The following is a 23,435-nucleotide window of genomic DNA, read 5'->3' as shown; positions in this document are numbered from 1 at the left end:
CCGCCACGCGGCATGGAACAGCGACCTCATCCGTATCACCTGTCCCGTCTGACACATCCCTTTCTGGGAACAGTTACGCTGAGTAGTCAGATCGTACGTTGCACGGGGGAGATGTCATGCAGATCTTGCTCGCCGCCATCCTTGCCGCCGGTGTGCTCACCGCGCCCGGGGAGGACCTCGCCTCGGGGCGGCAGCACGATTTCGTGGCCGCCGCCCGCGAATTCGGGGTGCCGGTGAGCGTGCTGCTCGGGGTCGCGTACCTGGGGTCCCGGTGGGACACGCACGGTGGGTGGCCGAGCACCGCCGGCGGTTACGGGCCGATGCACCTCGTGGACGCGATCCCCACCGGCTCTACGGTGATCGGCGACGCGCTGGGAGACGCCCGGGGAGACGAGGCCCGGCCGATGCCGCCACACCGGGGCCAGGCCACCGCAGCGCCTCCCGCCGCGGCGCTGCGGACCGCCCATGCGGCGCCACGGACGATCCAGACGACGCCACGGACGATCCAGGCGACGCCGCGGACCACTCTGCCCGAGGCGGGGCGGCTGGCCGGCGTGGAGCCGGCCCGGCTGCGGACCGACCCTTCCGCGAACATCCGCGCAGGCGCCGCCCTGCTCGCCTCCTACCAGCAGCGCCCCAGCACCGACCCGGCCGACTGGTACGACGCGATCGCCCGATACTCGGGAGCGGAGGACCCGGCAGCGGCGCGGGAGTTCGCCGACGAGGTGTTCGCGGTGATCCAGGAGGGAATGCACCGCCGCACCGACGACGGGCACGTGGTGCGACTGGACCCCGTACCGGGCCTGCGCGTTCCGTACACCGGCACGGAGGCCCAGTCCTCCGGTGCCGGCGAGGGCGCCCAGCCGGCGGCGGGCTACCCTCCGTTGCCGGACGTCAATGCCCAGCAGGCGGCAGGCCATCCACAGCTGCCGGACGTCAATGCCCAGCCGGCGGCAGGCGACGCCCCGCATGCGGCAGTCGGCACCCAGACGGTCGGCGGGGCCGACGGGCAGCCCGGCCTCGGTGCGGACGGCGACGGGCTGCCGTCCATGAACAGCGCTCCCCTGTCCCAGGATTGGTCTGCCGAGCAGGCGGAACCGCCGGTGGAAAGGCCCGCGACGGCGGAGTGCCCGGCCTCCCTCGCCTGCGCCTGGATGCCCGCCGCCTACCAGCGTTTCGGCAAGAAGAACAACAGGGACTACGGCAATCACGACCGCCTGCTGCGCCCCCGATCCGTCGACTACATCGTCATCCACGACACGGAAGGCACCTTCCAGGGCATCCCCGCCATGATCGGCGACCCGAAGTACGTGAGCTGGCACTACACGATCCGCTCCCGTGACGGACATGTCGCCCAGCATGTGGCGACGAGGGACATCGCCTGGCATGCGGGCAACTGGGACGTCAACACCCGCTCCATCGGCATTGAACACGAGGGGTACCTGGCGAAGGGAGGGACGTGGTACACGGAGGCGATGTACCGGGCGTCCGCCAAGCTCGTCCGTTATCTGGCCGACAAGTACGGCATCCCGCTCGATCGCGCCCACATCCTGGGCCACGACAACGTCCCGGGCGCCACCCCGAAGTCCGTCGCCGGCATGCACAACGACCCCGGCCCTTACTGGGACTGGGCCCACTACTTCGACCTGATGGGCAGTCCGCTCACGGCCGTGAAGGGCGGCGACTCCGTCATGATCCGCCCGTCGTACGACACCAACCGCCCTCGCTTCACCGGCTGCCTCGCCACCAAGAGCGACCAAGCCCTCGCCGCCAAAAACGCCCAGGGCCTCGCCGTTGCCATGAGCGACCAGGACTGCCCGCCGCACGGCGCCGCCACCGTCTGGCTGCACACGGCGCCGAGCGAGACCTCCCCGCTGGTCACCGACGTGGGCAAGCACGGGGGCAAGCCCGGCTCCTACAGCGTGCACGACCACTCCGCCCGCGCCTCGACGGGTCAGCGCTTCGCCGTCGCCGAGCGGCGGGGCGATTGGACGGCCATCTGGTACCTGGGCCAGAAGGCGTGGTTCCACAACCCGGCCGCGAGCCCCACCGCTGTCCCGGCCAAGGGCCAACTGGTCACACCGTTGAAACCCAACACCAAGGTGTACGGCCGCGCATATCCCGAAAAGTCTGCCTATACGCGGGACCCTTCGTCGTACCAGCCCTTGACCCCACTCCAGTACACGATCTCCCCCGGGCAGACGTACGCGGTGGGCGACACCATCACCGGCTCCTACTACGCCACTGGCGCGTTCCACCCGTCCAAGCACGTCACGACCACCGGCAAAATCCGCTACCACCAGATCCAGCTGGGCCATCGGGTGATGTTCGTGATGACGAAGGACGTCCGCCTGATCCCTTGAATTTCGCGGTGCGCACCTTCGCGTGCGCACGGGCACTCCGCGGAGACGATATGGTTTTCCCGTGGCCCGGCGCACGTCGCCGGGGGTTCACGCGGAAGTGGCTCAGTGGTAGAGCATCACCTTGCCAAGGTGAGGGTCGCGGGTTCGAATCCCGTCTTCCGCTCGGAGCGAGACTCCTGGTGGAGTGGCCGAGAGGCGAGGCAGCGGCCTGCAAAGCCGTCTACACGGGTTCAAATCCCGTCTCCACCTCGGCGACCGGCGGACCCTCCAGGATCCGCTAAAGTACAGTGCAACGCCATGCGGAAGTGGCTCAGTGGTAGAGCATCACCTTGCCAAGGTGAGGGTCGCGGGTTCGAATCCCGTCTTCCGCTCTGAGTGATAACTCAATACGGACGATTAGCTCAGCGGGAGAGCGCTTCCCTGACACGGAAGAGGTCACTGGTTCAATCCCAGTATCGTCCACCACTCAAAGACGCCAGCTCACCGCACACCCGGAGCCTGGGGTTTCTTGTTGTTCAGGGGAGATCCTCCCCGCCCCGCCCTACGCAAAGGGTGCCGCACGCGGTAGACCACCCACGGGACGCCTCGGGAACGACGGCCATGTCGGGACCGCTGCCGACGAGGCGGTGTTCGGCATCGCCACTGTCGCCTCCGACCTCGTCCACCTGGAGCAGGCGGCCGCCGCGCACCTGAAGGCGGCGAGGGGCGGCGCCTGAGAGCCCGCCGCGTCACGGCCAGGTGTTGGCCTCGGCATCGAACACCTCCCTGTCGCTCTCCACGGGCAGCACGCACAGCAGGTGCCCGCCGGGAGCGCGCAGGGTCCGGCACTCCATCCACTGCGACACCGGGGTCGCGCCGAGCGCCAGCAGGCGCGCCGTCTCGGCCTCCACGTCATCGGTCTCGATGTCGAGGTGGAAGCGGGGCGCGTCACCGACTGCCTGGACGGCCGTGACCAGCCCGGGAATGGCCTGGTGGAGCGAGATGAACTGTTCCTCGCCCTCGAGGGGACGGGCGGTGGCCCCGAGCGCGGCCGCCCAGAAGGCCGCGGCCTGGTCGGCTTCGGGCGAGGGGGTGTCGATGAGAAGGGCGTAGACGCGGCTGCGATGCACGACCGCTCACCCTAGCGAAGCCGTCGAGCGACCGTTTACTCGTCCCTTGCCACCCACATGCCGACCCTCGGCGAAATGTAGCCGAACGCGCAGTTTTGGTGTCGCTGCGTGCATAGACCGTTTCGGTACGGGTAGCGCCGTGGCATTGACTCCTCGGAGGAGGAAACCGTGGACATCAACATAGGCCAGGGCATCCAAGACGCCTGGCGGCAAATAGCGACGTTCGTTCCCAGGCTGGTCGCGTTCCTGGTGATTCTCTTCATCGGGTGGATCGTGGCCAAGGCCCTGGAGAAGATCGTCAACAAGATCCTGGACCGGGTGGGGTTCGAGCGGGCGGTGGAGCGCAGTGGCGTACGCCGCTGGCTGGAGCGCAGCAAGTACGACGCCAGCAGTCTGCTGGCGAGGATCGTCTTCTACGCGATCATCCTGGTCACCCTGCAGATAGCGTTCAGCGTCTTCGGCCCGAACCCGATCTCGGCGCTGCTGACCGCCGTGGTGGCCTGGCTGCCCATGGCCCTCGTCGCCATCGTGATCATCGTGGTGGCCGGCGCCATCGCCAGGGGCGTCAGGGACATCCTGAACGGGGCGCTCGGCGGGCTGTCGTACGGCCGCTGGATCGCCACCGCCGCGGCGGTGTTCATCTGGGCGCTGGGCATCATCGCGGCGCTCAACCAGATCGGCGTGGCCACCACGGTCACGACTCCGGTGCTGATCACCGTGCTCGCCACCATAGGGGCCATCGCGGCCATCGGCGTCGGCGGCGGGCTCGTCCGGCCGATGCAGCAGCGCTGGGAGCGCTGGCTGGGCCGGATCGAGGAGGAGGCGCCGCAGGCCAAGGCGCACGCGGAGGCGTACCAGCGTGGGCGCCAGGACGCCGCGGCGATGACCGAGGAGACGGCGCCTATCCGCACCACTCCGGGCGCTCCGTCCCGGCCGGACATGCCGCCGACGTCGGGTCCGCCCCGCCCGGACATGCCGCCGTCCTCGGGTCCGCCCCGTTCGGACATGCCTCCCGAGTGACCCGCCGGCGGACGTGCCTTCCGGCTGACCCGGCGTCGGACCTGCCGCACGGCCGGCCCGGACGGCGACCCGCCCACTCGGCCCCCTCCGAGCCGAGCGGGGCGGGTGGCTCGCCGGTCGGCGGGGCAGGTGGGCCGCCGGTCAGGCGGGAAGTTCGTCGTTCAGGAAGCCGAGCTCGCGGGCGAGCCAGCAGACCGCCGTCAGCCGCAGGGCCGCGGCATCGGGCTCGCCGGTGAAGGCCCAGCCGCGGTGGCGGAGCTCGTCGAGGAAGCCGAGCAGGTAATCGCCCAGGGTCTCGCGATCCATCGGGATCGCATCACGCAGCACCGCGGCATGCTGGTCCACGGCCGCGACCAGCCCAGGCTCGCTGCCCATCCGCGCGAGCTGGGTGTCGCCCAGCTCACCCATCAACCACCGAAAGGGCGAAGTCGCCCAACCTTCCTCAAAGAACACCAAACAACCCTAAAGCATGTCCCAAGGTCAGCGGCCATACGGCAGGCCCACGTAGTTCTCCGCGAGCGTCGTGGCCGCCGCCTCCGACGAGGTGACGTAGTCCAGATACGACAGCTGCAGCCGCCGCCCGTAGGCGTCGTCGTCCTCGAACGTGTGCAGCAACGTCGTCATCCACCACGAAAAGTGTTGCGCTCGCCACACCCGCTTCAGGCACGCCTCCGAGTACCCGTCCAGCAGCGCGGTGGAGCCCTCCGAGAAGTACGCGGCCAGCGCCTCGGTGAGCACGCGCACGTCGGCCACGGCCAGGTTGAGCCCCTTCGCCCCGGTGGGCGGCACGATGTGGGCGGCGTCCCCGGCCAGGTAGAGCCGCCCGTACTGCATGGGTTCGACCACGAAGGACCGCATCGGCGTGACGCCCTTCTCGGTGATCTCCCCGGTGGTCAGCGTGAAGCCGGGCACGCTCTCCAGCCGCTCCTTCAGCTCGTCCCAGATCCGCTCGTCCGGCCAGTCCTCGATCCGGGTGTCGGCGGGAACCTGCAGGTAGAAGCGGCTGACGGTGGGTGAGCGCATACTGTGCAGCGCGAAGCCGCGCTCGGTCCTCGTGTAGATCAGCTCCTCCGACGACGGCGTGACGTTGGCCAGGATGCCGAGCCAGGCGAAGGGATACTCGCGCTCGAAGACGCTCAGAACGCCCTCAGGGATGGACGACCGGGTCACGCCGTGGAAGCCGTCGCAGCCGGCGATCACGTCGCAGTCGAGCCGCTCGCCACCGAAGGTCACGTACGGTTCGGAGTCCAGCCCGTGCACGGCCACGTCCTCCACCTCGAACCGCACGTCGCCGCCCGCCGCCAGCCTGGCTGCGATGAGGTCCTTGACCACCTCCTGCTGCCCGTACACGGTGATCGACCTGCCGGGGACGAGCTTCTCGAACGGGATGCGGTGACCGGAGCCGCCGTACCTGAGCTCGATGCCGTGGTGCGGCAGCCCTTCGCGCAGCATGCGCTCCCCGACGCCCGCCTCGACGAGCGTGTCGACCGTGCCCTGCTCCAGCACGCCGGCCCGCACCCGCCGCTCGACGTAGTCGCGGCTACGCTTCTCCAGCACCACGGAGGAGATGCCGCGGAGGTGGAGCAAATGAGACAGCAGCAGGCCAGCGGGGCCCGCGCCGATGATCCCGACCTGAGTTCGCATGAGGGAAGCATCCTGCCTCGAGCGGGGTAAGCCGAGCGCCTGCTTCCACTGAGTGGAATTACTGTGTGGAATGATGACGGGCATGTCAGGCGGATCCCGTGAGCCAGGCCGCACCGTGACGTCCAAGGTGCTGGCCCTGCTCGGCGCGTTCGACGCCGCCCATCCGCAGCTCACGCTGACGGACCTGGCCCGGCGCAGCGGGGTGCCGCTGAGCACGGCACACCGGCTGGTGGCCGAGCTGGAGGAGTGGCAGGCGCTCAGCCGCGACCCCGATGGGCGGCTGCGGGTGGGGCTGCGGCTGTGGGAGCTGGGCCAGCTCGCCCCGGACCGGCTGCTCGGCCTGGCGCATCCGTGGTTGCAGGAGTTGTTCGTCACCACGGGCGAGAACGTGCACCTGGCGGTCCGTGACGGACTCGAGGTGCTGTACGTGGACAAGGTCTACGGCCGGCGCGCGGTCCCCATCGTCTCCAGGACCGGCGGCCGGCTGCCGATGCACCCGACGGGCGTGGGCAAGGCGCTGCTGGCGTACGAGCCGGACTGGTTCGTCAAGTCCTACCTGGCCCGCAAGCTCGAGCGCCCCACCCGGCACACGATCACGGAGCCGGGCCGGCTGGCCAGAGAGCTGGCGGCGGTCCGGGCCCAGGGCTACGCGCTCACGTACGAGGAGATGACGCTCGGCTCGTGCTCGGCCGCGGCCCCCATCCTGGTGGACGGGCGGCCCGTGGCGGCGGTGGGCATCGTGGTGGCCTCCCGGCGCGCCCGCGAGCTGCCCCGCCTCATCGATCCCCTGCTGAACGCCGCGGCCGGCATCGCGAAGGCTAGTCCCCCAGCTTCTGGATCCGGTCCTTGAACAACGTGGTGGCGATGGCGGCCCGGTGCGGCTGCCCCTTGAGGAACGCCTGGGCGAAGTTCCTGGCCTGCTCGTAGGAGACCTTGGCGGGCATGGGCGGCTCGTTGGGGTTGACGTCCACGTCCACCAGCGCCGGGCCGTCGTGCGCGAGCGCCTGCCCGATCGTCAGGGCCACGTCGTCCGACTTGGTCACCTTGGCCCCGAACCCGCCGCACGACCGGGCCCAGGCCGAGAAATCGGCCTCCGGCTCGGCGTAACGCACGCCGTGCTCGGGGTAGCCGAGCACCATCTGCTCCCACAGGATCTGGCCGAGCGAGTTGTTGTTGTTGACGATCACCTTGATCGGCAGCCGCTGCTGGACCGCCGTCAGGAACTCGGCCATCAGCATCGAGAAGCCGCCGTCGCCGACGTACGCGATGACCTGCCGGCCGGGGTGGGCGTGCTGCATCGCGATCGCGTACGGCAGCCCGTTCGCCATCGTGGCCAGCGTCCCCGACAGGTAGAACTCGCGCCCGTCGCGGATCGTCCAGTGCCGGGCCGCCCAGGTGGCGACGGTGCCGCTGTCGCACGTCATGATGGCGTCGTCGGCGGCGAGCTCGTCGAGGACGGAGACGGGATACTGCGGCGCGATCGGGTCACGCTCGGGGTTCTCCAGCGCGTCCATGTCGGCCCGCCACTGGGTCATCATGCGCTGATATTTCTCCAGATGAGCGGTGTCGTCCCGGCGGGACAGCAGCGGCAGCAGCGCCGCCAGCCCTTCCTTGGCGTCGCACACGACCGGCACGTCGGTCGCGATCCGTGCCCCCGCCCTGGCCGGCTCCGCCTCGAACTGCACCACGCGCGCCTTGCCGGGCTCCGGCAGGAACTTCGAATACGGGAAGTTCGTGCCCACCATGAGCAGCACGTCGGCGTCGTCCATCAGCTCCTCGCTCGGCCCGGTGCCGAGCAGCCCGATCCCGCCGGTCGTGTACGGCGAGTCGTCCGGGATGACGGCCTTGCCGGGCAGCGTCTTGACCACCGGAGCGCCGAGCGCCTCAGCCACGGCCAACACCTCCTGCCTGGCGTGCAGCGCGCCCTGCCCGACCAGCATGGCCGGCCGCTCGGCGTGGTTGAGCACCTCGGCCGCCCACTCGACGTCCTCCTGCCGGGGGATGCCGGACGGCTGCAGGAAGACGGGCGTGGTCTGCGGCAGCCTGACCGGCGCGACGTGCTTGTACGGGTCCGCGTCCGCCCCGGCCACCTGGATGTCGTTGGGCAGGGTCAGATGGGAGACCCCGCGCCGCGCGTACGCCGTCCTGACCGCCTGGTCCACCAGCGACGGCAGCTGCGCGGGATTGCTGATCATCATGGTGTACTCGGCGACGTCGGCGAACACCTTGTCCAGGTGGACCTCCTGCTGGTAGCCGGTGCCGAGCACGGACGTCTCCTGCATGCCGGTGATCGCCAGCACGGGCACGTGGTCGAGCTTGGCGTCGTAGAGTCCGTTGAGCAGGTGGATGCCGCCCGGCCCCGAGGTGGCCAGGCAGACCCCGATGCGCCCGGTGGCCTTGGCGTAGCCGGTCGCCATGAAGGCCGCGGCCTCCTCGTGGTGGACGAGGACGAAGCGCACCCGGTCGCGATGGCGCCGCAGCCCCTCCATGATGCCGTTGATGCCGTCGCCCGGCAGGCCGAAGACGGTGTCGACGCCCCACTCGGCGAGCCGTTCGATCAGGGATTCCGATGCGATTCGAGCCATGCGAGCGGCCCTACCCCACTTCGCGGCACCCATGTCAAGGGTGCGGATTCGAGGGTAGAGGGGCGGCATGCGCATTTTGGTCACGGGAGCGACGGGCACGCTGGGCAGGGCCTTGGTGCCCGCGCTGGTCAAGGCGGGTCACCAGGTGCGGGCGCTGAGCCGTACCAAGAGGGAGAGCCGCGGGAACGTCGAGTGGATGTGGGGCGACCTGTTCTCCGGCCACGGCGTCACGGAGGCCGTCGCCGGCATGGAGGCGATCGCGCACCTGGCCACGAGCGGCCGCAAGGGGCGCGGCGCCGTGGACATCCCGGGCACTCGCCTGCTCATGATGGCCGCCCGCGACGCCGGGGTCGGGCACGTGCTGCTGACCTCGATGGTCGGCGCGGACCGCGCGCCTGTCGGCTATCTCCGGTACAAGCTGGAGGCCGAGCGTCTGGTCGAAGAGAGCGGCTTGGGCTGGACGATCCTCCGCTCCACCCCGTTCCATCAGTGGCTTCACCAGCGGCTGCGTGACTTCTCCGCGCTGCCGGTGCTGCCGGTCGACCCGACCGTGCCCTGGCAGCCGGTCCACACGGGCGAGGTCGCCGCACGGGCCGCGGACCTGCTCGCCGGCGGCCCGCAGGGCACGGAGATCGAGTACGGCGGCCCAGAGGTGCTCGACACCGCGGAGCTGACCCGGACCTGGCTGCGTGCCCAGCACCTGCGCCGCGCCTGCCTGCCGGTCCGCTACCCCGGCCGCCTGTACGCGTCCATGCGCGCCGATCTCCTGACCACGGACGCGACACCCAAGGGCGAGATCACCTGGCAGGACTATCTGGCCCCGCCCCCGCCGGTGCCCTCGGACGACTTCGCCTCCGAGCACACCGCCTCCCCCACGAGCCCGGCCACCCAGCCTGAGATGGACCCGGACCGGCACGTCTACGGCGGCGACGAGGGTTACGAGCGCCCGACCCGCGGTTGACGCCGCTTTTACACGCTCGTTACGCCTTGCCCCCTTGATGGGTCTTCACTGGCTTGTGTACGGTCCTTTCATTGCCACTTAACAACTTGTTCAGTGCAGCCAATCGAGAGGTTCGATGACGGAGTCGGAGAACACCCGTTTGGGTGCACGCATCCGGGCCTACCGCGCCATGCGCCGCATGACCGTGCGCGCGCTCGCGGCCCAGGCCAAGGCGAGCGCCAGCTTCATCAGCCAGTTGGAGCGCGGGCAGACCAGCGCCAGCATCGGGATGCTCCGACGGATCGCCTCCGCGCTCGGGATCACGGTCGCGGACCTCTTCAGCGAGGAGGACGAGGTCGGCCACCGCGTGGTGCGCCGCGCCGAGCGTCCGGAACTCATGACCGCCCCCGGCACGCGTAAGTTCCTGATCTCCCAGCGTCCGCTCCAGAACCTCGAGATGTACGCCGGCGAGTTCGAGCCCGGCTCGTCCACCGGGGCCGACCCCTACACCCACGGCGACTCCCAGGAGGTCCTCCTGGTGCTCCGCGGCCGGATCACGCTGTGGCTCGGGCCCGCGGACGCGGCCGCCCCGCATGTGCTGGAGCCCGGCGACAGCATCGAATACCGCACGTCCATCCCCCACCGCATCGTCAACGAAGGTGACGAGGCCGCCGAGATCCTTTGGGTGGTCAGCCCGCCCACCACCTCCAACTGAAACCCCATTCGGCAACCCCAAGGGGGTAACCCATGCCCACACACCCTGGCCGACTGGCCGGTATGGCCGGTGTCGCGGCTTCGCTCCTGCTCGCGACGGCCTGCGGAGCCGGCTCGGCGGCGCCTGCCTCGATCGACCTCGGCTCCGGGCCGGCCACGTCCGGCACCGTCAAGAAGGGCGCGCTCGACGGCGTCAACATGACCTTCGTCTCCTACGGGGGCGCCTACCAGGACGGCCAGCAGAAGGCCGCGGTCGACCCGTTCGCGCAGGAGTCCGGCGCGAAGATCCTCCAGGACGGCCCGACCGACTACGCCAAGATCAAGGCCCAGGTCGACTCCTCGAACGTCACCTGGGACGTCATCGACACCGACGCCATCTGGGCGCAGGCGCAGTGCGGCAAGCTGCTCCAGCCGCTCGACTACACGATCATCGACAAGTCCAAGGTGCCGGAGGGTCTGGCCACCGAGTGCAGCGTGCCCGCGATGCAGTACGGCATGGTGCTCGTCTACAACAAGGACAAGTTCGGCGCGAACCCGCCCAAGGGCTGGAAGGACTTCTTCGACACGGCGAAGTACCCCGGCAAGCGCGGCATCTCCGGCAACCCCGGCGACTCGGCGCCCGGCCCGTTCGAGGCCGCGCTGATCGCCGACGGGGTCGCGCCGGACCAGCTCTACCCGCTGGACGTGGACCGGGCGGTCAAGAAGCTGGAGTCGGTCCGCTCCAACCTGGTCTTCTGGAAGACCGGCGCCGAGTCGCAGCAACTGCTGGAGTCCGGCGAGGTCGACATGGCAATGGTGTGGAGCGGCCGGGCGTACGCGGGCGTCAAGAACGGCGCACCGTTCGCGGTGTCGTTCGACCAGTGGATGCCGATCATGGACTCGCTGACCGTGCCGAAGAACGCCAAGAACCCCAAGGCGTCGATGGCGCTGATCAACTACTACCTGGGCGCGCAGCAGCAGGCCAAGCTGACGGAGCTGACCTCGTACTCGCCGGTCAACACCGACGCCAAGCCGAAACTGGACGAGCTCGGCCAGTCGTTCCTGACCACCCGGCCCGAGGCGGCGTCCAAGGCACTCAAGATCGACGCCAATTGGTGGGCGGAGAACCAGGAACAGATGATCGAGAAGTGGTCCGCCTGGCTCGGCGGTTGATCGCCGATGGCCTCCGCCCTGCAGGCGGTCACCCTGCCCGCCGGCACCCGGACGACCGCTCCTGAGCGGCGACCGGCGCTGCTGATCCTGCCCGCGCTGGTCGTGCTCGCCGTCTTCTTCCTGTATCCGCTGGTCTCGATGGTGATCAGCGCGTTCACCGACCCCTCCCCCGGGCTGGGCAACTTCACCTGGTTCTTCGGGGAGGCGCAGAACCTGCGGGTGCTCGGCCGCACGTTCACCACCGCGTTGTGGGTGACGGTGATCGCGCTGGCGCTGTCGTACCCGTACGCGTACGCGATGACCGTCGCCGGGCCGCGGGCCAGGGCCGTGCTGACGCTGCTGGTGCTGGTGCCGTTCTGGACCAGCCTGATGGTGCGGACCTTCGCGTGGGTGATCCTGCTGCAGGACACCGGCGTGGTCAACGACCTGCTGGGGGCGGCCGGGCTGGGGCCCTTCAGCCTGATCCGCACCCAGACGGGCGTGGTGATCGGGATGGTGCAGCTGCTGATGCCGTTCATGGTGCTGCCGCTTTATGCGGTGATGAGCGGGATCGACCGGCGGCTGCTCAGCGCGGCCGGCAGCCTGGGCGCGCGCCCGGTCAAGGCGTTCGCCACGGTCTACGTGCCGCTCTCGCTCCCCGGGGTGTCAGCGGGCTGCCTGACGGTCTTCATCAGCGCACTCGGCTTCTACGTCACCCCCGCGCTGCTCGGCTCGCCCACCGACGCGCTGCTCTCACAGCAGATCTTCACACAGGTCAACGGGCTGCTCAAGTGGGGGCGCGGCGGCGCCATGGGCGTGGTCCTGCTCGGGCTCACGCTGGCGATGATCGCCTTGCTGGCGGTGACGCTGCGCCGCGGCGGAAGGCGGGTCACGGGATGAGACGCGGACTGCTGTGGGCGTTCTGCGCGCTGGTCGGCGCGTGGCTGGTGGCTCCCGCGCTGATCGTGGTGCCGCTCAGCTTCACCTCGAAGGCGTCGCTCAAGTTCCCGCCCGACGGCTACTCGACCCGCTGGTACGAGAACTTCTTCGGCGACCCGGCCTGGATGTCCGCGCTGTGGACGTCGATCCAGGTGGGCCTGCTGGTCACGGTGGTGGCCACGGTGCTCGGCACAGCGGCCGCGCTCGGCCTCACCCGGGCGCGCCTGCGCGGGCTCGCGCTGGTCCAGGGCTCGATGCTGGCCCCGATGATCGTGCCCGGCGTGGTGCTGGCCGTCGGGGTCTACGCGGTGTTCCTGAAGCTGCAGCTGGTGGGGTCGCTGGCGGGCTTCGTCATGGCGCACACCGTGCTGGCGCTGCCGTTCGTGATCATCCCGGTGAGCGCGTCGCTGCGCGGCTTCGACCGGCGGCTGGAAAGCGCGGCGGCCAGCCTGGGCGCGGGCCGCTGGACCGCCTTCCGCACGGTGACGCTGCCGCTGGTCGCGCCGGGTGTCGCCGCGGGCGCGCTGTTCGCGTTCGTCACGAGCTTCGATGAGGTGGTCGTCTCGCTGTTCATCCAGAGCCCCTACCTGCAGACACTGCCGGTCAAGATGTACGCGAGCGTCACCCGCGAGACCGACCCGACCATCGCCGCGGCCGCCACCATGATCATCGTCATGACCACGAGCCTCGTGCTGATCGCCACGTTCTTCGTCGCCAGGAGGTCCCGTGCCCGCCAGTAACGATCTCGCCGCCCGCGGCGCCGGCATCGAGCTGTCCGGCTTGACCAAGCGTTACGGTGACTTCGTCGCCGTGGACGACGTCTCGCTGTCGATCGAGCCGGGCGAGTTCATCACCTTGCTGGGGCCGAGCGGCTCGGGCAAGACGACCACGCTCAACATCATCGCCGGCTTCGACCGGCCGACGTCCGGCGAGCTGACCGTGGACGGGACCGCCATCGCCGCGACCCCGGCGCACAAGCGGGACATGGGCATGGTCTTCCAGCATTACGCGCTGTTCCCGCACATGACGGTCGCCGACAACATCGTCTACCCGCTCAAGCAACGCAACGTTCCCAAGGCCCGGCGCGCCGAGCTGGTCGCCGCGGCCCTCGCGACCGTGCACCTCGGCGAGTACGGCCACCGCTACCCGCGCGAGTTGTCCGGCGGCCAGCAGCAGCGCGTGGCGGTCGCCCGGGCCATCGTCTACAGCCCGCGGGTGCTGCTCATGGACGAGCCCCTGGGCGCGCTGGACAAGAAGCTGCGCGACTGGCTCCAGCTGGAGATCAAACGCATTCACGGGGAGCTCGGCACGACGTTCGTGTACGTCACCCATGACCAGGACGAGGCGCTGGTGCTCTCGGACCGCATCGCCGTGTTCAACCGGGGACGCATCGAGCAGGTGGGCCCGGCCGACGAGCTGTACGAGCGGCCCGCCACCCTGTTCGTGGCCCGCTTCCTCGGCGAGTCGACGATCCTGCGCGGCGATGTCACGCCCGACGGCATCGGCGTCTGCGCGCACCTGCTCCAGGCCCCCGGCACCTTGGCCGCCAAGGCCGGGGCGCTGGTCGTGCGCCCTGAACGACTGTCCGTCCGCAAAGCCGGCCACTCCCCCGATCCAGGATGGAACGCCCTGCCGGCCACCGTCACCGGCGAGATCTACCTGGGCTCGAGCAGGAAGCTGGAGCTGCGGCTGGCCGACGGCTCGGCGGCGCTGGTGCGGGAGCAGGCCGGCCACCTCAGCGACGCCCGCGGCGGCGACGAGGTCACGCTCACGTGGCGGGTCACCGACTCCGTCCTGCTGCCCGACTCGCCCGATGTGGAGGCCGTACTGACATGACAGACATCCCGCTGGCCAAGGAGTTCGCCAACGGCGGCGTGTCCTACTGGTACCGGCAGATCGGCCTGCCCGAGCGGCGTCCCGCGTTGCCCGGGCCGCGCGATTACGACGTGGCCATCGTCGGCGGCGGCTACACCGGGCTGTGGACGGCGTACTACCTGAAGAAGGCCGACCCCGGGCTGCGGATCGCGATCCTGGAGAAGGAGTTCGCCGGGTTCGGCGCGTCGGGACGCAACGGCGGCTGGCTGTCGGCCGAGTTCGCCGGCTCGCGGCGGCGGCACGCCAAGGCCCGTGGGCGGCAGGCGATGATCGACCTGCAGCACGCGATGTTCCGCGCGGTCGACGAGGTCATCGCGGTGGCCGGCGAGGAAGGCATCGACGCCGACCTCCACAAGGGCGGCCTCATCCACGTGGCCACGAATCCTGCTCAGCGGCGGCGCCTGCGCGAGGAGCTCGCCGAGCTGCGCACCTGGGGGTACGGCGAGGACGACCTGCGGCTGATGGACCGCGACGAGCAGCGGGAGCGGGTGCAGGTGGCCGGGACGCTGGAGGCCACGTACTCGCCGCACTGCGCCCGCATCCAGCCCGCCAAGCTGGCCGTCGGCCTGGCGCGGGCGGTGGCCGGGCTGGGCGTCGACATCTTCGAGAGCACCCCCGTGACCGAGATCCTGCCCAGGCAGGGCGGCAAGGCGTCGGCGGTCACCGCGCGCGGGGCGGTCACGGCGGACTACGTCATCCGCGCCACCGAGGGCTTCACCGCGAGGCTGGCCGGCCAGCGCCGCCAGTGGCTGCCGATGAACAGCTCCATGATCGTCACCGAGCCGCTGCCCGCCGAGGTGTGGAAGCACATCGGCTGGGCCGGAAACGAGCTGCTGGGGGACGAGGCGCACGCCTACATCTACGCGCAGCGCACGGCCGACGACCGGATCGCGATCGGCGGGCGCGGAGTGCCCTACCGGTTCGGCTCGCGTACCGACGACCGGGGCGCCACGCAGCGGCAGACAGTCGCGCTGCTGTGGCGCATGCTGGTCAGGCTCTTCCCCGCGGCGGCCGACGCGCGCATCCAGCACGCGTGGTGCGGGGTGCTGGGGGTGCCGCGCGACTGGTGCTCGACCGTGCACCTGGACCACGCGAGCGGGCTCGGCTGGGCGGGCGGCTATGTCGGCAGCGGCGTCACGACGACGAACCTGGCCGGGCGGACGCTCCGGGACCTGGTGCTGCGGCGGGAGACGGAGTTGACGGCGCTGCCGTGGGTGGGGCGGCAGGTGCGGCAGTGGGAGCCGGAGCCGCTGCGGTGGGCCGGGGTGCAGCTCATCTACGCCCTCTACCGTGCCGCTGACCGCCACGAGAACGACCGCACCACGACGACGTCGGCGTACGCCCGCCTGGCGACGCTGATCGCCGGCCGCTGACCGCCGACCGGTCCCTGTTCAGCCACCCGGGCGCGCACGTCCTCGGCCGCCCGGGGCGCACACGTCGTCAGCCCCGGGGGCGGGCTTGTCGTCAGCCGCGGGGCGGGCCGGAGGCGCCACCCCACGGGTCGTAGTCGACCTCCAGCGGCTCCTGCGGCGGCCGCTCCCCCTCCGGCACGTGCTGCAGGTTGACCCGGATGCGATACCACACGCTGCTGCGCCCCCGCATCCCGTCCACCAGCACGTCGGCGGGCTCCAGCTGGGCCGCCACCTCGGGATGCCGGGCCTTCCATCGCTCGAACCCCGCCATCGCCTCGTCCTTGTGCTCCGCCCGGGCGATCTCGATGACGGGCATCGTCTGCTGCCTGCGCCCGCTGCCCTTGGGCGGCTTGGGCGCGGGCCCGAGCTCCTCGGCGAGTGCCAGCAGCCCGTCCAGGGACCCGGCGTGCAGATCCATGTCCTCCCAGGGGTCGCCGAGCTCGGCGAGCCGCCGGGGCACCGTGTCGATGGTGAAGAGCTCCGGCTGGCACCCGGGCACCTCGTCCCAGGTCAGCGGCGTGGACACGCGGGCGTCCTGGACGGCGCGCACCGAATAGGCGGAGGCCACGGTCCGGTCGTAGGCGTTTTGGTTGAAGTCCACGAACACGCCGTGCCGCTCTTCCTTCCACCACCGGCTCGTGGCCAGGTCAGGGGCCCGCCGCTCGACCTCCCGCGCGACCGTCTCGGCCGCCTTGCGCACCTTCGCGAACGGCCAGCGCCGCTCGATCCGCGCGTACACATGAAACCCGCGCGACCCGGACGTCTTGGGCCAGGCCACCAACCCGTGATCGGCCAGCACCTCCCGCGCGACCTGCGCGGTCTTCAACACGTCGGCCCACTCGACGCCCGGCACCGGATCGAGATCGATCCGCAGCTCATCGGGCCTGGCGAGATCGTCGGAGCGCACCGGATGCGGGTTGAGGTCGACACACCCCAGGTTGACCACCCACAGCAGCTGCGCCAGGTCGGTGCACACGACCTCCTCGGCACTGAGCCCCGACCGGTATTTGAGCTCGGCCACCTCGATCCAGTCGGGCCGCTTGGCCGGGGCGCGCTTCTGGAAGAACGCCTCCTGCTCGATCCCGTGCACGAACCGCTTGAGCACCATCGGCCGCCCGTGCACGCCGCGCAGCGCCGCCTCGCCGACGCTCTCGTAGTAGCGGATCAGGTCGAGCTTGGTGTGCCCGGCCTGGGAGAAGACCACCTTGTCGGGGCTGGTGATGCGGACCTCACGCCCGGCGACCTTGATGTCAGGCATAAGGTCACCCTACGCGGCGCCCCTCTCATTTCTTCGTGTCCTCCGCGCCCGGCGGCACGTAGCAGGCTCAGCAGGGCTCCGCTCCTCCAGGTCAGCGGTCCCGCCGTACGGCTGCGAGGACCTCATCCAGGTCGATGGGCGGCCTCCAGCCGGACGATCCACTGACGGCTCACTCCGACCTCGTCAGCCACTGCCTGCTGGGTCCGGCCGAGCGCGCGGCGCCGCTCACGTATGAGCGCGCCAAGCTCCATCGGAGTTCTCGCGTACATAGCACCCAGGATGTCAGCGTTCGGCGACATCAGTCGCCTTGTCACCGTACGGTGACACCAGCATGGAGCGGCGGCGAGTCCGGCCTGCCGAACCGGGCGGCGACCACCCGGACACCCATGGACCGGTCCTCTCACCAGGTCCCATCGGTCGAGCGACTACCGCTAGATCGCGCCGAACTCGCCGTGGCGTCCGGCGCCGGCGGCGAAGCGGGCCGCTCCCTCAGCGGCGTCGGGCAGGGAAACCAGGCCATGGCGCAGCTCGTTCCGCATGGCCTCCTCCTCGCCGAGCCCGTCCTGCTCCAGCACCGACAGCCGGTCGCCGCGCAGGCAAGCCTGCGGGAAGCGGGCGATCTCGCGCGCCAGCTCCTCGGCGTGCCGCCTGCCCGTCCCGGTGGGGACGAGCCGGTTGGCCAGCCCCATCTCGTACGCCTCCCGCCCGCCCACCGGCCGCCCGGTGAGGATCATGTCCATGGCCCGGGACGCCCCGATGAGCCTGGGCAGGCGCACGGTGCCACCGTCGATCAGCGGCACGCCCCACCGGCGGCAGAACACCCCGAACACCGCGTCCTCCTCCGCCACCCGCAGATCACACCAGAGCGCGAGCTCCAGCCCGCCCGCGACCGCGTGCCCGGCCACCGCGGCGATGACCGGCTTGCCCAGGCGCATCCTGGTCGGCCCCATCGGCCCGTCGCCCTCCTCGCCGACATGGTTGTCGAGCGCCTTGAGGTCGGCCCCAGCGCAGAACGTGCCCCCTTCACCCCACAGCACCGCCACGTCGGCATCGGAGTCCTCGAAGTCCCTGAACGCCTCCGCCAGCGCGTCGGCGGTCTTGCGATCGACGGCGTTGCGCGCCTCCGGCCTGCTGATCACCACGGTGGTGACGGGACCTTGGCGCTCCACGCGTACGGTCATGTCGGTCCTCCTCCGGGAACGTGCGGATGGTCCTCGGGGAAACGTGCCGAGCGTACGCCGAGGCCGGGGTTCGGGCCAGCGACAAGCCGCACCGATCGCCCGCGGGCGTCGATGCCGCGCCGCGAACTGACGTGCGGTCTCTGACCGTGGGGGGATGGCGGGTATCACTCAGGGTGGATGTGCGTGGAGCCGGCCGTTCCTACGATGGGCGGGTGGTGGTGATTCCCCGCTGGCTGTTACCGGCCGGCCTCGGGCTGCTGATGCTGCTGGTCGGGTTGTCGTGGGTGCAAACGATCATGCGTGGCTGTGACTGCGTCTGGCCGTTCGCCGGAGGGGTCGCCCTGGTCGCTGTCTGTCTCGTCATCGTGCGGGCGGGGCCGGGCCGTCCCGCAGAGGTGGCCGGTCTCCTGGCTCCTGCGGCCATAGCAGCGCTCACCGGGCTCGCGGTCAACAGCATCGGCTGGTTCATTCTCGTGCTCTACCTCGCGTTCGTCGCGCTGACCCTGCGGCTCTGGCCGGGCATCGTCATCTGGCTCGCCTCGCTTTGCGTGGTGGTCACGGCGGCGTTCACCTCGCCCGACCCCGGGTGGCCCAACTGGCTGGCCGCCGTAACCCTCGTCTTCTGGAGCGGCTGGGCCGCGCGTTACCGCATCGGCGTGGGTGAGCGGTTGCACCGGGCGGAGAGCGCCGCCACCGCTGCCGCCGCCCTGGCCGAGCGGCAGCGGCTCGCCGCCGATCTGCACGACATCGTCGCGCACACGCTCGCCGTGACGGTGCTGCATCTGGGGGGTGCACGGCTGGCGCTGGAGCACGATCCGAAGGAAGCGGCGGCAGGGATCGCCGAGGCCGAGCGCCTCGCCCGGCAGAGCATGGCGGAGCTGCGCAAGGTGGTCAGCGTCCTTGCCGAGGAAGGCTCCGATCCCGCCGTGGTCGCTCCCCAGCCCACCGCTCCCCTGCTTCACGAGCTCTTCGAGGAATACCGGACGGCGGGTCTGGAACTCGAGTGGAGCGTCGACGGTGAGCTGCCGGCCGTGAGCCCGACGACCGGGATGGTGCTCTACCGGCTGGTGCAAGAGGCGCTGGCCAACGCGAGCCGCCACGCTCCGCGGTGTTCCGTCGAGGTACGGCTGCGCATATCGGAGGAAGGCGCCGTGCGCGCCACCGTCACCAATCCCTTGCCTGACGGCCCGCCCCGGCACAATGGCGGCATGGGACTTCGCGCGATGGCCGACAGGGTGCGCGTCGTCGGCGGCCACGTCACTGCCGGCCCTGAGGACGACCGGTGGGTCGTGCGGGCGGAGCTGCCGGCATGATCTCGGTGGTGCTCGTCGACGACCAGGAGCTCGCCAGGGCAGGGCTGCGCACGATCCTGCGCCAGCCGTACGGATTCGACGTGGTCGGCGAGGCGGCCGACGGCCAGGCCGCGCTGGCGGAGGTCGCGCGCGTCCGGCCCGACGCCGTGGTCATGGACATCCGCATGCCGCGGATGGACGGGGTCGAGGCCACTCGTGCTCTCCTCGCCGCGGATCCGGCGTCCCGCATCCTGGTGCTGACCACGTTCGGTGAGGACAGCGTTCTCGCGGCGGCTCTGCGGGCCGGCGCGTCGGGATTCTGCCTCAAGGACGCTCCGGCCGAGGACATCCAGCGTGCCGTCCGGGCGGTGGCGGCAGGCGACGGCTGGCTGGATCCCGCCGTCTGCGGGCGGGTCCTGCGACGTTATCGCACGGATCCGGTGACCGACCCCGACGCGGTCCGGCGGCTCGGCGAGCTCACCTCTCGCGAGCTCGACGTGCTCAAGCTCATCGGCCGAGGGCTCACGAACGCCGAGATCGCCCGTCATCTCGTGGTCGGCGAGGGCACGATCAAGACCCACGTCGGCCGGATCTTCACGAAGCTGGGGGTGCGCGACCGGGCCGCCGCGGTCGTCTTCGCGTTCGACCACGGCGTGGTCCGCCCGGGGGAGCCGCCGCCTATGCCTGGGGTCTGACTCCAGGTTCTGTTCCCGGCCAGACGACGGGCAGGGCCCCATCGGCAACCGTGGAGGCATGCTTCTTCAAGCCCCCCGTCGTCAGACCACCGCTCCCTCACTCCCGGCCTTCGCCTGGCGGACCACCGGTTCCATCGCGGGCGTCGTCGTGGTCATCCTGCTGCTGCTGAGCCCGTGGTACGGCTACCACCGCGACGAGCTCTACTTCCGCCTGCTCGGTCAGACCCCCGCCTGGGGATACTTCGACCAGCCTCCCCTGACCCCGCTCCTGGCGCGGCTGTCCACGGAGCTGTTCGGGGACACCCTCGTCGGGCTGCGGGTCGTCCCCGCGGTGTGCGCGGCACTGCTGATCCTGATCGGCGCCGCGATCACCCGCGAGCTCGGCGGTCGCACAAGCGCGCAGACGCTCGCCGCCGCCGGCCTCGGCACCGGGATGTTCCCCCTGCTCGCCGGGCACACCCTGCTGACCCAATCGGCCGACTTCGTGTTCTGGACGGCCTGCATCCTGTTCGTGCTGCGTGCCCTGCTGCGTGGCGACGGGCGATGGTGGGTGGCGGCCGGCGCCATCGCGGGAGCCGCCACGTTCAACAAACACCTCATCATCCTGCTGATCACCGGGCTGGCCACCGGCCTGCTCATCACCGTCGGCCTGGCGGTGAAGGGGCCGCGTGCCGTCTTCCGCGACAGATGGTTCTGGTCCGGGGCGTTCCTCGCCGCCGTCATCGCGTCTCCGAACCTTCTCTACCAGGCCGTCAACGGCTGGCCTCAGCTCACCATGGCCGCCACGCTCAGCGAACCCGTGAATCGGATCATGTTCGTACCCATGCTGGTGGCGCTCCTCAGCATGGGAGCGTTCGTGATCGCCGTCGTCGGGTGGCTCTGGCTGCGCCGGCGGCAGGAAACCCGGCCGCTGGCGATCGCGTCCCTGGTGACGATCCTGCTCGGTCTCGTGTCAGGAGGACGGGCGGACTATGTCGCGGGGAGCCTGATCTTCGCCTTCGTGGCCGGCTGCGTGCCCGCCACCGTGTGGATGAAGAGCCGGGTCTCCAGGCGCCGGATGGTGTGGTGGGGACTGCTCGGCTCCTCGATCATCGGGATCGTCGTGGCGCTGCCGCTGCTCCCGCTACCGGCGCTCGGTTACTCGCCCAACGAGGTGTCCAGGGAGTCGGTGGGCTGGCCGCGCTTCGTCGCCCAGGTGGCCGCGGTGCACCGGGCGCTGCCGCCGGGGACGATCGTCCTCACCTCGAACTATGGCGAGGCCGGTGCACTGGACCGGTTCGCACCCGACATTCCCGTCTTCAGCGGCCACAACGAGCTCTGGTACCAAGGGCCGCCGCCGGAAACGGCGCAGACGGTAGTCGCCCTCGGATTGCCGCCCGAGCGACTGCGGCAACGGTTCGCGCTCTGTGAATCCGCCGGGGTCATCGATCACGGCACCGGAGTCGCGAACGAGGAGCAGGGCCTGCCCATCACGATCTGCTCAGGTCCGCGGGCTCCGTGGACGACCGCCTGGCCGGACTACCAGCACGCGAGCTGAGGGGAAGAATCATGAGCACCGTCTTGATCATCACGCCGACCTACAACGAACGCGACAACCTTCCCGGCATCGTCGGCAGGATCCGCGCGGCCGCACCCGCCGCCCACATCCTCATCGTCGATGACAACAGCCCCGACGGGACGGGCCTGATCGCCGACAAGCTCGCCGCCGAACTCGACGGCGTGCACGTCCTGCACCGGGAACGCAAGGAAGGGCTCGGCGCCGCGTACCTGGCGGGCTTCCGCTGGGGACTGGCCCGAGGGTTCGACCTGCTGGTGGAGATCGACGCGGACGGCTCGCATCCGCCTGAGCGGCTGCCCGCCTTACTAGGCGCGGCCGAGCACGCCGACCTCGTCATCGGCTCGCGCTGGGTGCGTGGCGGCCGCGTGGCGAACTGGCCGCGGCGACGGGAACTGCTCTCACGGCTGGCGAACCGTTATGTGCGGGTGGCGCTCGGCCTTCCCGTCGCCGACGCCACAGGCGGGTACCGCGTCTACCGGGCCGCCGCACTCGAGAAGATCCTTCTCGGCGGTGTCGAGTCGCGGGGTTACTGCTTCCAGGTGGATCTCACGCTGCGAGCCGTACGTCACGGATTCACGGTGGCGGAAGTGCCGATCACCTTCGTCGACCGTACGGCCGGCGCTAGCAAGATGAACGTCGGTGTCCTCTTCGAGGCGCTCTGGCGGGTGACCGTATGGGGCACTGGTCTCTGAGGGCGGGGATGGCGTCCGGAGGGCGCCAACGGTTCAGTGCCGGGCGTAGGGACCGGTGGTGATGTCAACGCTGAGGACGGGCCCCCGGAAGGCCCGTCCTCAGCCGCGTTCGGACCGATCATGGTGTGAGCTTGGCGCTCCACGCGTACGACGACGGTGGCGGCGACGCGACGCGACGGGCGAAGAGCGGAAGCACGGACACGCCCAGAACCAGCACCGCGAAGACCCCGACCCCGGCCCACTGGTAGGAGCCCGCAACGAACGTCGCTGACATCAGCCCCTTCGAGTCCGCGATGACCTCGGCTGGGGAGCGTTCGTCATGCCATCCTTCCTCCCCCGTCCGGATCTCATGGATGCGTGCGTCCGGGCAGCGGACCGTATGCACGTAGGTGGTCCTCGTCACGCCTCGCCGTGCGCGGGTGGTCTCCCTGTCGACCTCAGTCACCGTGCAGGTTTGTCTCTCCCCGAGCACCGCCCGCGCGACCGTTCCGCCGGCCACGGGCGTGAGGCCCATGAGGGCGCCCCACATCCCGCAGGCAAGGACCACTATGACAATCGATGCCACGGGTCGGACCAGAACCTGTCGCGGCAAGCCGCTGATCAGGGCAACCCCGACGGTGTAGCAGAGCGCCCCAGCCAGCCCGAGAAACACCGTGACCACCGTCAGGTGCGGGGGAAAGATGTGGATCAACGCGCCGATCATGGTCAGGGCCGCGGCGATGACGATGAAGACGGTTCCGGTTCGCTGCCTCATCGCCATGAGCGTAGAGAGGCGCGGTATAGATCAGCTATAGCGGGATGCCCGAGGCCTTCTTCGAGGCGGTCAGCATGAACTGCGGGTACGTGGCGCCCGGTGTGGTCGGCGCGGGTCCTCTCGTACCCGGCACGTTGCTGGTTGCTGTTACTTCACGACGGTGGCGCCTCGGAGCAACTACTCCTCCTCGGCGGTCAGCTCCCCAGAACAGCTGGTTTGCGCGCCTACGGAGATCCTCCCGGGCCACCAGTAAGCACTCGGGATGGCGGTGTA

General features: G+C 70.3%; 22 protein-coding genes and 4 tRNA genes. 18 read left to right on the top strand and 8 right to left on the bottom strand.

What is annotated here, in order from left to right:
• Positions 1-116: 116 nt before the first annotated feature.
• From OHA25_RS30550 to OHA25_RS30530, 5 genes are all read left to right on the top strand, one after another.
• Entirely contained in the window at positions 117-2,363 is a 2,247-nt protein-coding gene (locus tag OHA25_RS30550) for an N-acetylmuramoyl-L-alanine amidase (protein ID WP_327590885.1), read from the top strand.
• A gap of 91 nt (positions 2,364-2,454) precedes the next feature.
• Positions 2,455-2,526, top strand: a tRNA-Gly gene (locus OHA25_RS30545).
• 15 nt (positions 2,527-2,541) lie between these two features.
• A tRNA-Cys gene (locus OHA25_RS30540) sits at positions 2,542-2,612 on the top strand.
• A 50-nt stretch (positions 2,613-2,662) separates the two neighbouring features.
• Positions 2,663-2,734 (top strand) — tRNA-Gly (locus OHA25_RS30535).
• Positions 2,735-2,753: 19 nt separating this feature from the next.
• A tRNA-Val gene (locus OHA25_RS30530) sits at positions 2,754-2,828 on the top strand.
• A gap of 263 nt (positions 2,829-3,091) precedes the next feature.
• Here the strand turns inward: OHA25_RS30530 and OHA25_RS30525 are convergent.
• Complete coding sequence (locus tag OHA25_RS30525; RefSeq protein WP_327590884.1) at positions 3,092-3,472, bottom strand: VOC family protein; 381 nt, start codon at positions 3,470-3,472, stop codon at positions 3,092-3,094.
• Between the two features lie 174 nt (positions 3,473-3,646).
• Here OHA25_RS30525 and OHA25_RS30520 point away from each other — a divergent pair, with 174 nt between their 5' ends.
• Positions 3,647-4,492, top strand: a complete 846-nt coding sequence (locus OHA25_RS30520; protein ID WP_442942213.1) for a mechanosensitive ion channel family protein — start codon at positions 3,647-3,649, stop codon at positions 4,490-4,492.
• A 141-nt stretch (positions 4,493-4,633) separates the two neighbouring features.
• Here OHA25_RS30520 and OHA25_RS30515 read toward each other — a convergent pair whose 3' ends face one another.
• Both OHA25_RS30515 and pobA read right to left on the bottom strand, forming a co-directional pair.
• The gene (locus OHA25_RS30515; RefSeq protein ID WP_305921952.1) at positions 4,634-4,900 is read right to left on the bottom strand and encodes a DUF6401 family natural product biosynthesis protein; all 267 of its coding nucleotides are present in this window, start codon (positions 4,898-4,900) and stop codon (positions 4,634-4,636) included.
• Positions 4,901-4,972: 72 nt separating this feature from the next.
• A complete protein-coding gene (gene pobA / locus OHA25_RS30510; protein ID WP_327590882.1) occupies positions 4,973-6,136 on the bottom strand; it encodes a 4-hydroxybenzoate 3-monooxygenase in 1,164 nt (387 codons plus the stop codon).
• An 82-nt stretch (positions 6,137-6,218) separates the two neighbouring features.
• Between pobA and OHA25_RS30505 the strand changes: the two genes are divergently transcribed.
• Positions 6,219-6,986 (top strand): IclR family transcriptional regulator, encoded by a 768-nt coding sequence (locus tag OHA25_RS30505; RefSeq protein WP_327590881.1) that lies wholly within the window; start codon positions 6,219-6,221, stop codon positions 6,984-6,986.
• Here OHA25_RS30505 and OHA25_RS30500 read toward each other — a convergent pair.
• Positions 6,955-8,721 (bottom strand): thiamine pyrophosphate-dependent enzyme, encoded by a 1,767-nt coding sequence (locus tag OHA25_RS30500; protein WP_327590880.1) that lies wholly within the window; start codon positions 8,719-8,721, stop codon positions 6,955-6,957. The genes OHA25_RS30505 and OHA25_RS30500 overlap by 32 nt on opposite strands.
• Before the next feature lie 67 nt (positions 8,722-8,788).
• Here OHA25_RS30500 and OHA25_RS30495 point away from each other — a divergent pair, with 67 nt between their 5' ends.
• From OHA25_RS30495 to OHA25_RS30465, 7 genes are all read left to right on the top strand, one after another.
• A complete protein-coding gene (locus OHA25_RS30495; protein WP_327590879.1) occupies positions 8,789-9,682 on the top strand; it encodes an SDR family oxidoreductase in 894 nt (297 codons plus the stop codon).
• Between the two features lie 115 nt (positions 9,683-9,797).
• Entirely contained in the window at positions 9,798-10,376 is a 579-nt protein-coding gene (locus OHA25_RS30490; RefSeq protein ID WP_327590878.1) for a helix-turn-helix domain-containing protein, read from the top strand.
• Between the two features lie 32 nt (positions 10,377-10,408).
• Positions 10,409-11,527: an ABC transporter substrate-binding protein gene (locus tag OHA25_RS30485; RefSeq protein WP_327590877.1), complete on the top strand. Its 1,119-nt coding sequence runs from the start codon at positions 10,409-10,411 to the stop codon at positions 11,525-11,527.
• 6 nt (positions 11,528-11,533) lie between these two features.
• Positions 11,534-12,406, top strand: a complete 873-nt coding sequence (locus OHA25_RS30480; protein ID WP_327590876.1) for an ABC transporter permease — start codon at positions 11,534-11,536, stop codon at positions 12,404-12,406.
• The gene (locus tag OHA25_RS30475; protein ID WP_327590875.1) at positions 12,403-13,185 is read left to right on the top strand and encodes an ABC transporter permease; all 783 of its coding nucleotides are present in this window, start codon (positions 12,403-12,405) and stop codon (positions 13,183-13,185) included. The genes OHA25_RS30480 and OHA25_RS30475 overlap by 4 nt, the downstream gene beginning before the upstream one ends.
• Complete coding sequence (locus OHA25_RS30470; RefSeq protein WP_327590874.1) at positions 13,172-14,281, top strand: ABC transporter ATP-binding protein; 1,110 nt, start codon at positions 13,172-13,174, stop codon at positions 14,279-14,281. Before OHA25_RS30475 ends, OHA25_RS30470 begins: the two co-directional genes overlap by 14 nt.
• A complete protein-coding gene (locus OHA25_RS30465) occupies positions 14,278-15,693 on the top strand; it encodes an NAD(P)/FAD-dependent oxidoreductase (RefSeq protein ID WP_327590873.1) in 1,416 nt (471 codons plus the stop codon). The genes OHA25_RS30470 and OHA25_RS30465 overlap by 4 nt, the downstream gene beginning before the upstream one ends.
• 91 nt (positions 15,694-15,784) lie before the next feature.
• Here OHA25_RS30465 and ligD read toward each other — a convergent pair whose 3' ends face one another.
• The 3 genes from ligD to OHA25_RS30455 form a co-directional block, all read right to left on the bottom strand.
• The gene (ligD, locus tag OHA25_RS30460; RefSeq protein WP_327590872.1) at positions 15,785-16,990 is read right to left on the bottom strand and encodes a non-homologous end-joining DNA ligase; all 1,206 of its coding nucleotides are present in this window, start codon (positions 16,988-16,990) and stop codon (positions 15,785-15,787) included.
• Positions 16,991-17,112: 122 nt separating this feature from the next.
• On the bottom strand, positions 17,113-17,241 hold the full coding sequence (locus OHA25_RS61525) for a helix-turn-helix transcriptional regulator (protein ID WP_442942212.1): 129 nt from the start codon (positions 17,239-17,241) through the stop codon (positions 17,113-17,115).
• A 180-nt stretch (positions 17,242-17,421) separates the two neighbouring features.
• Entirely contained in the window at positions 17,422-18,171 is a 750-nt protein-coding gene (locus tag OHA25_RS30455; protein WP_327590871.1) for a crotonase/enoyl-CoA hydratase family protein, read from the bottom strand.
• Positions 18,172-18,383: 212 nt separating this feature from the next.
• Here OHA25_RS30455 and OHA25_RS30450 point away from each other — a divergent pair, with 212 nt between their 5' ends.
• Genes OHA25_RS30450 through OHA25_RS30435 form a run of 4 tightly spaced genes read left to right on the top strand, consistent with a single transcriptional unit; the run spans position 18,384 to position 22,408 of the window.
• Positions 18,384-19,484 (top strand): sensor histidine kinase, encoded by a 1,101-nt coding sequence (locus tag OHA25_RS30450; RefSeq protein WP_327590870.1) that lies wholly within the window; start codon positions 18,384-18,386, stop codon positions 19,482-19,484.
• Positions 19,481-20,158 carry a response regulator transcription factor gene (locus OHA25_RS30445; protein ID WP_327590869.1) on the top strand — a complete coding sequence of 226 codons (678 nt, stop codon included), beginning with the start codon at positions 19,481-19,483 and terminating at the stop codon, positions 20,156-20,158. The genes OHA25_RS30450 and OHA25_RS30445 overlap by 4 nt, the downstream gene beginning before the upstream one ends.
• A gap of 58 nt (positions 20,159-20,216) precedes the next feature.
• Entirely contained in the window at positions 20,217-21,695 is a 1,479-nt protein-coding gene (locus OHA25_RS30440; RefSeq protein ID WP_327590868.1) for an ArnT family glycosyltransferase, read from the top strand.
• A gap of 11 nt (positions 21,696-21,706) precedes the next feature.
• Positions 21,707-22,408, top strand: coding sequence for a polyprenol monophosphomannose synthase (locus OHA25_RS30435; protein WP_327590867.1), 702 nt, complete (start codon positions 21,707-21,709; stop codon positions 22,406-22,408).
• Positions 22,409-22,526: 118 nt separating this feature from the next.
• Here OHA25_RS30435 and OHA25_RS30430 read toward each other — a convergent pair whose 3' ends face one another.
• Positions 22,527-23,162 carry a hypothetical protein gene (locus tag OHA25_RS30430; RefSeq protein WP_327590866.1) on the bottom strand — a complete coding sequence of 212 codons (636 nt, stop codon included), beginning with the start codon at positions 23,160-23,162 and terminating at the stop codon, positions 22,527-22,529.
• Positions 23,163-23,435: the final 273 nt, after the last annotated feature.

Origin of the sequence: Nonomuraea sp. NBC_00507 (genome assembly GCF_036013525.1) — a bacterium.
In the GTDB taxonomy this organism is placed as follows: domain Bacteria; phylum Actinomycetota; class Actinomycetes; order Streptosporangiales; family Streptosporangiaceae; genus Nonomuraea.
The sequence above is the reverse complement of the archived record's forward strand: the minus strand, read 5'-3'. Positions and strand labels throughout refer to the sequence as shown.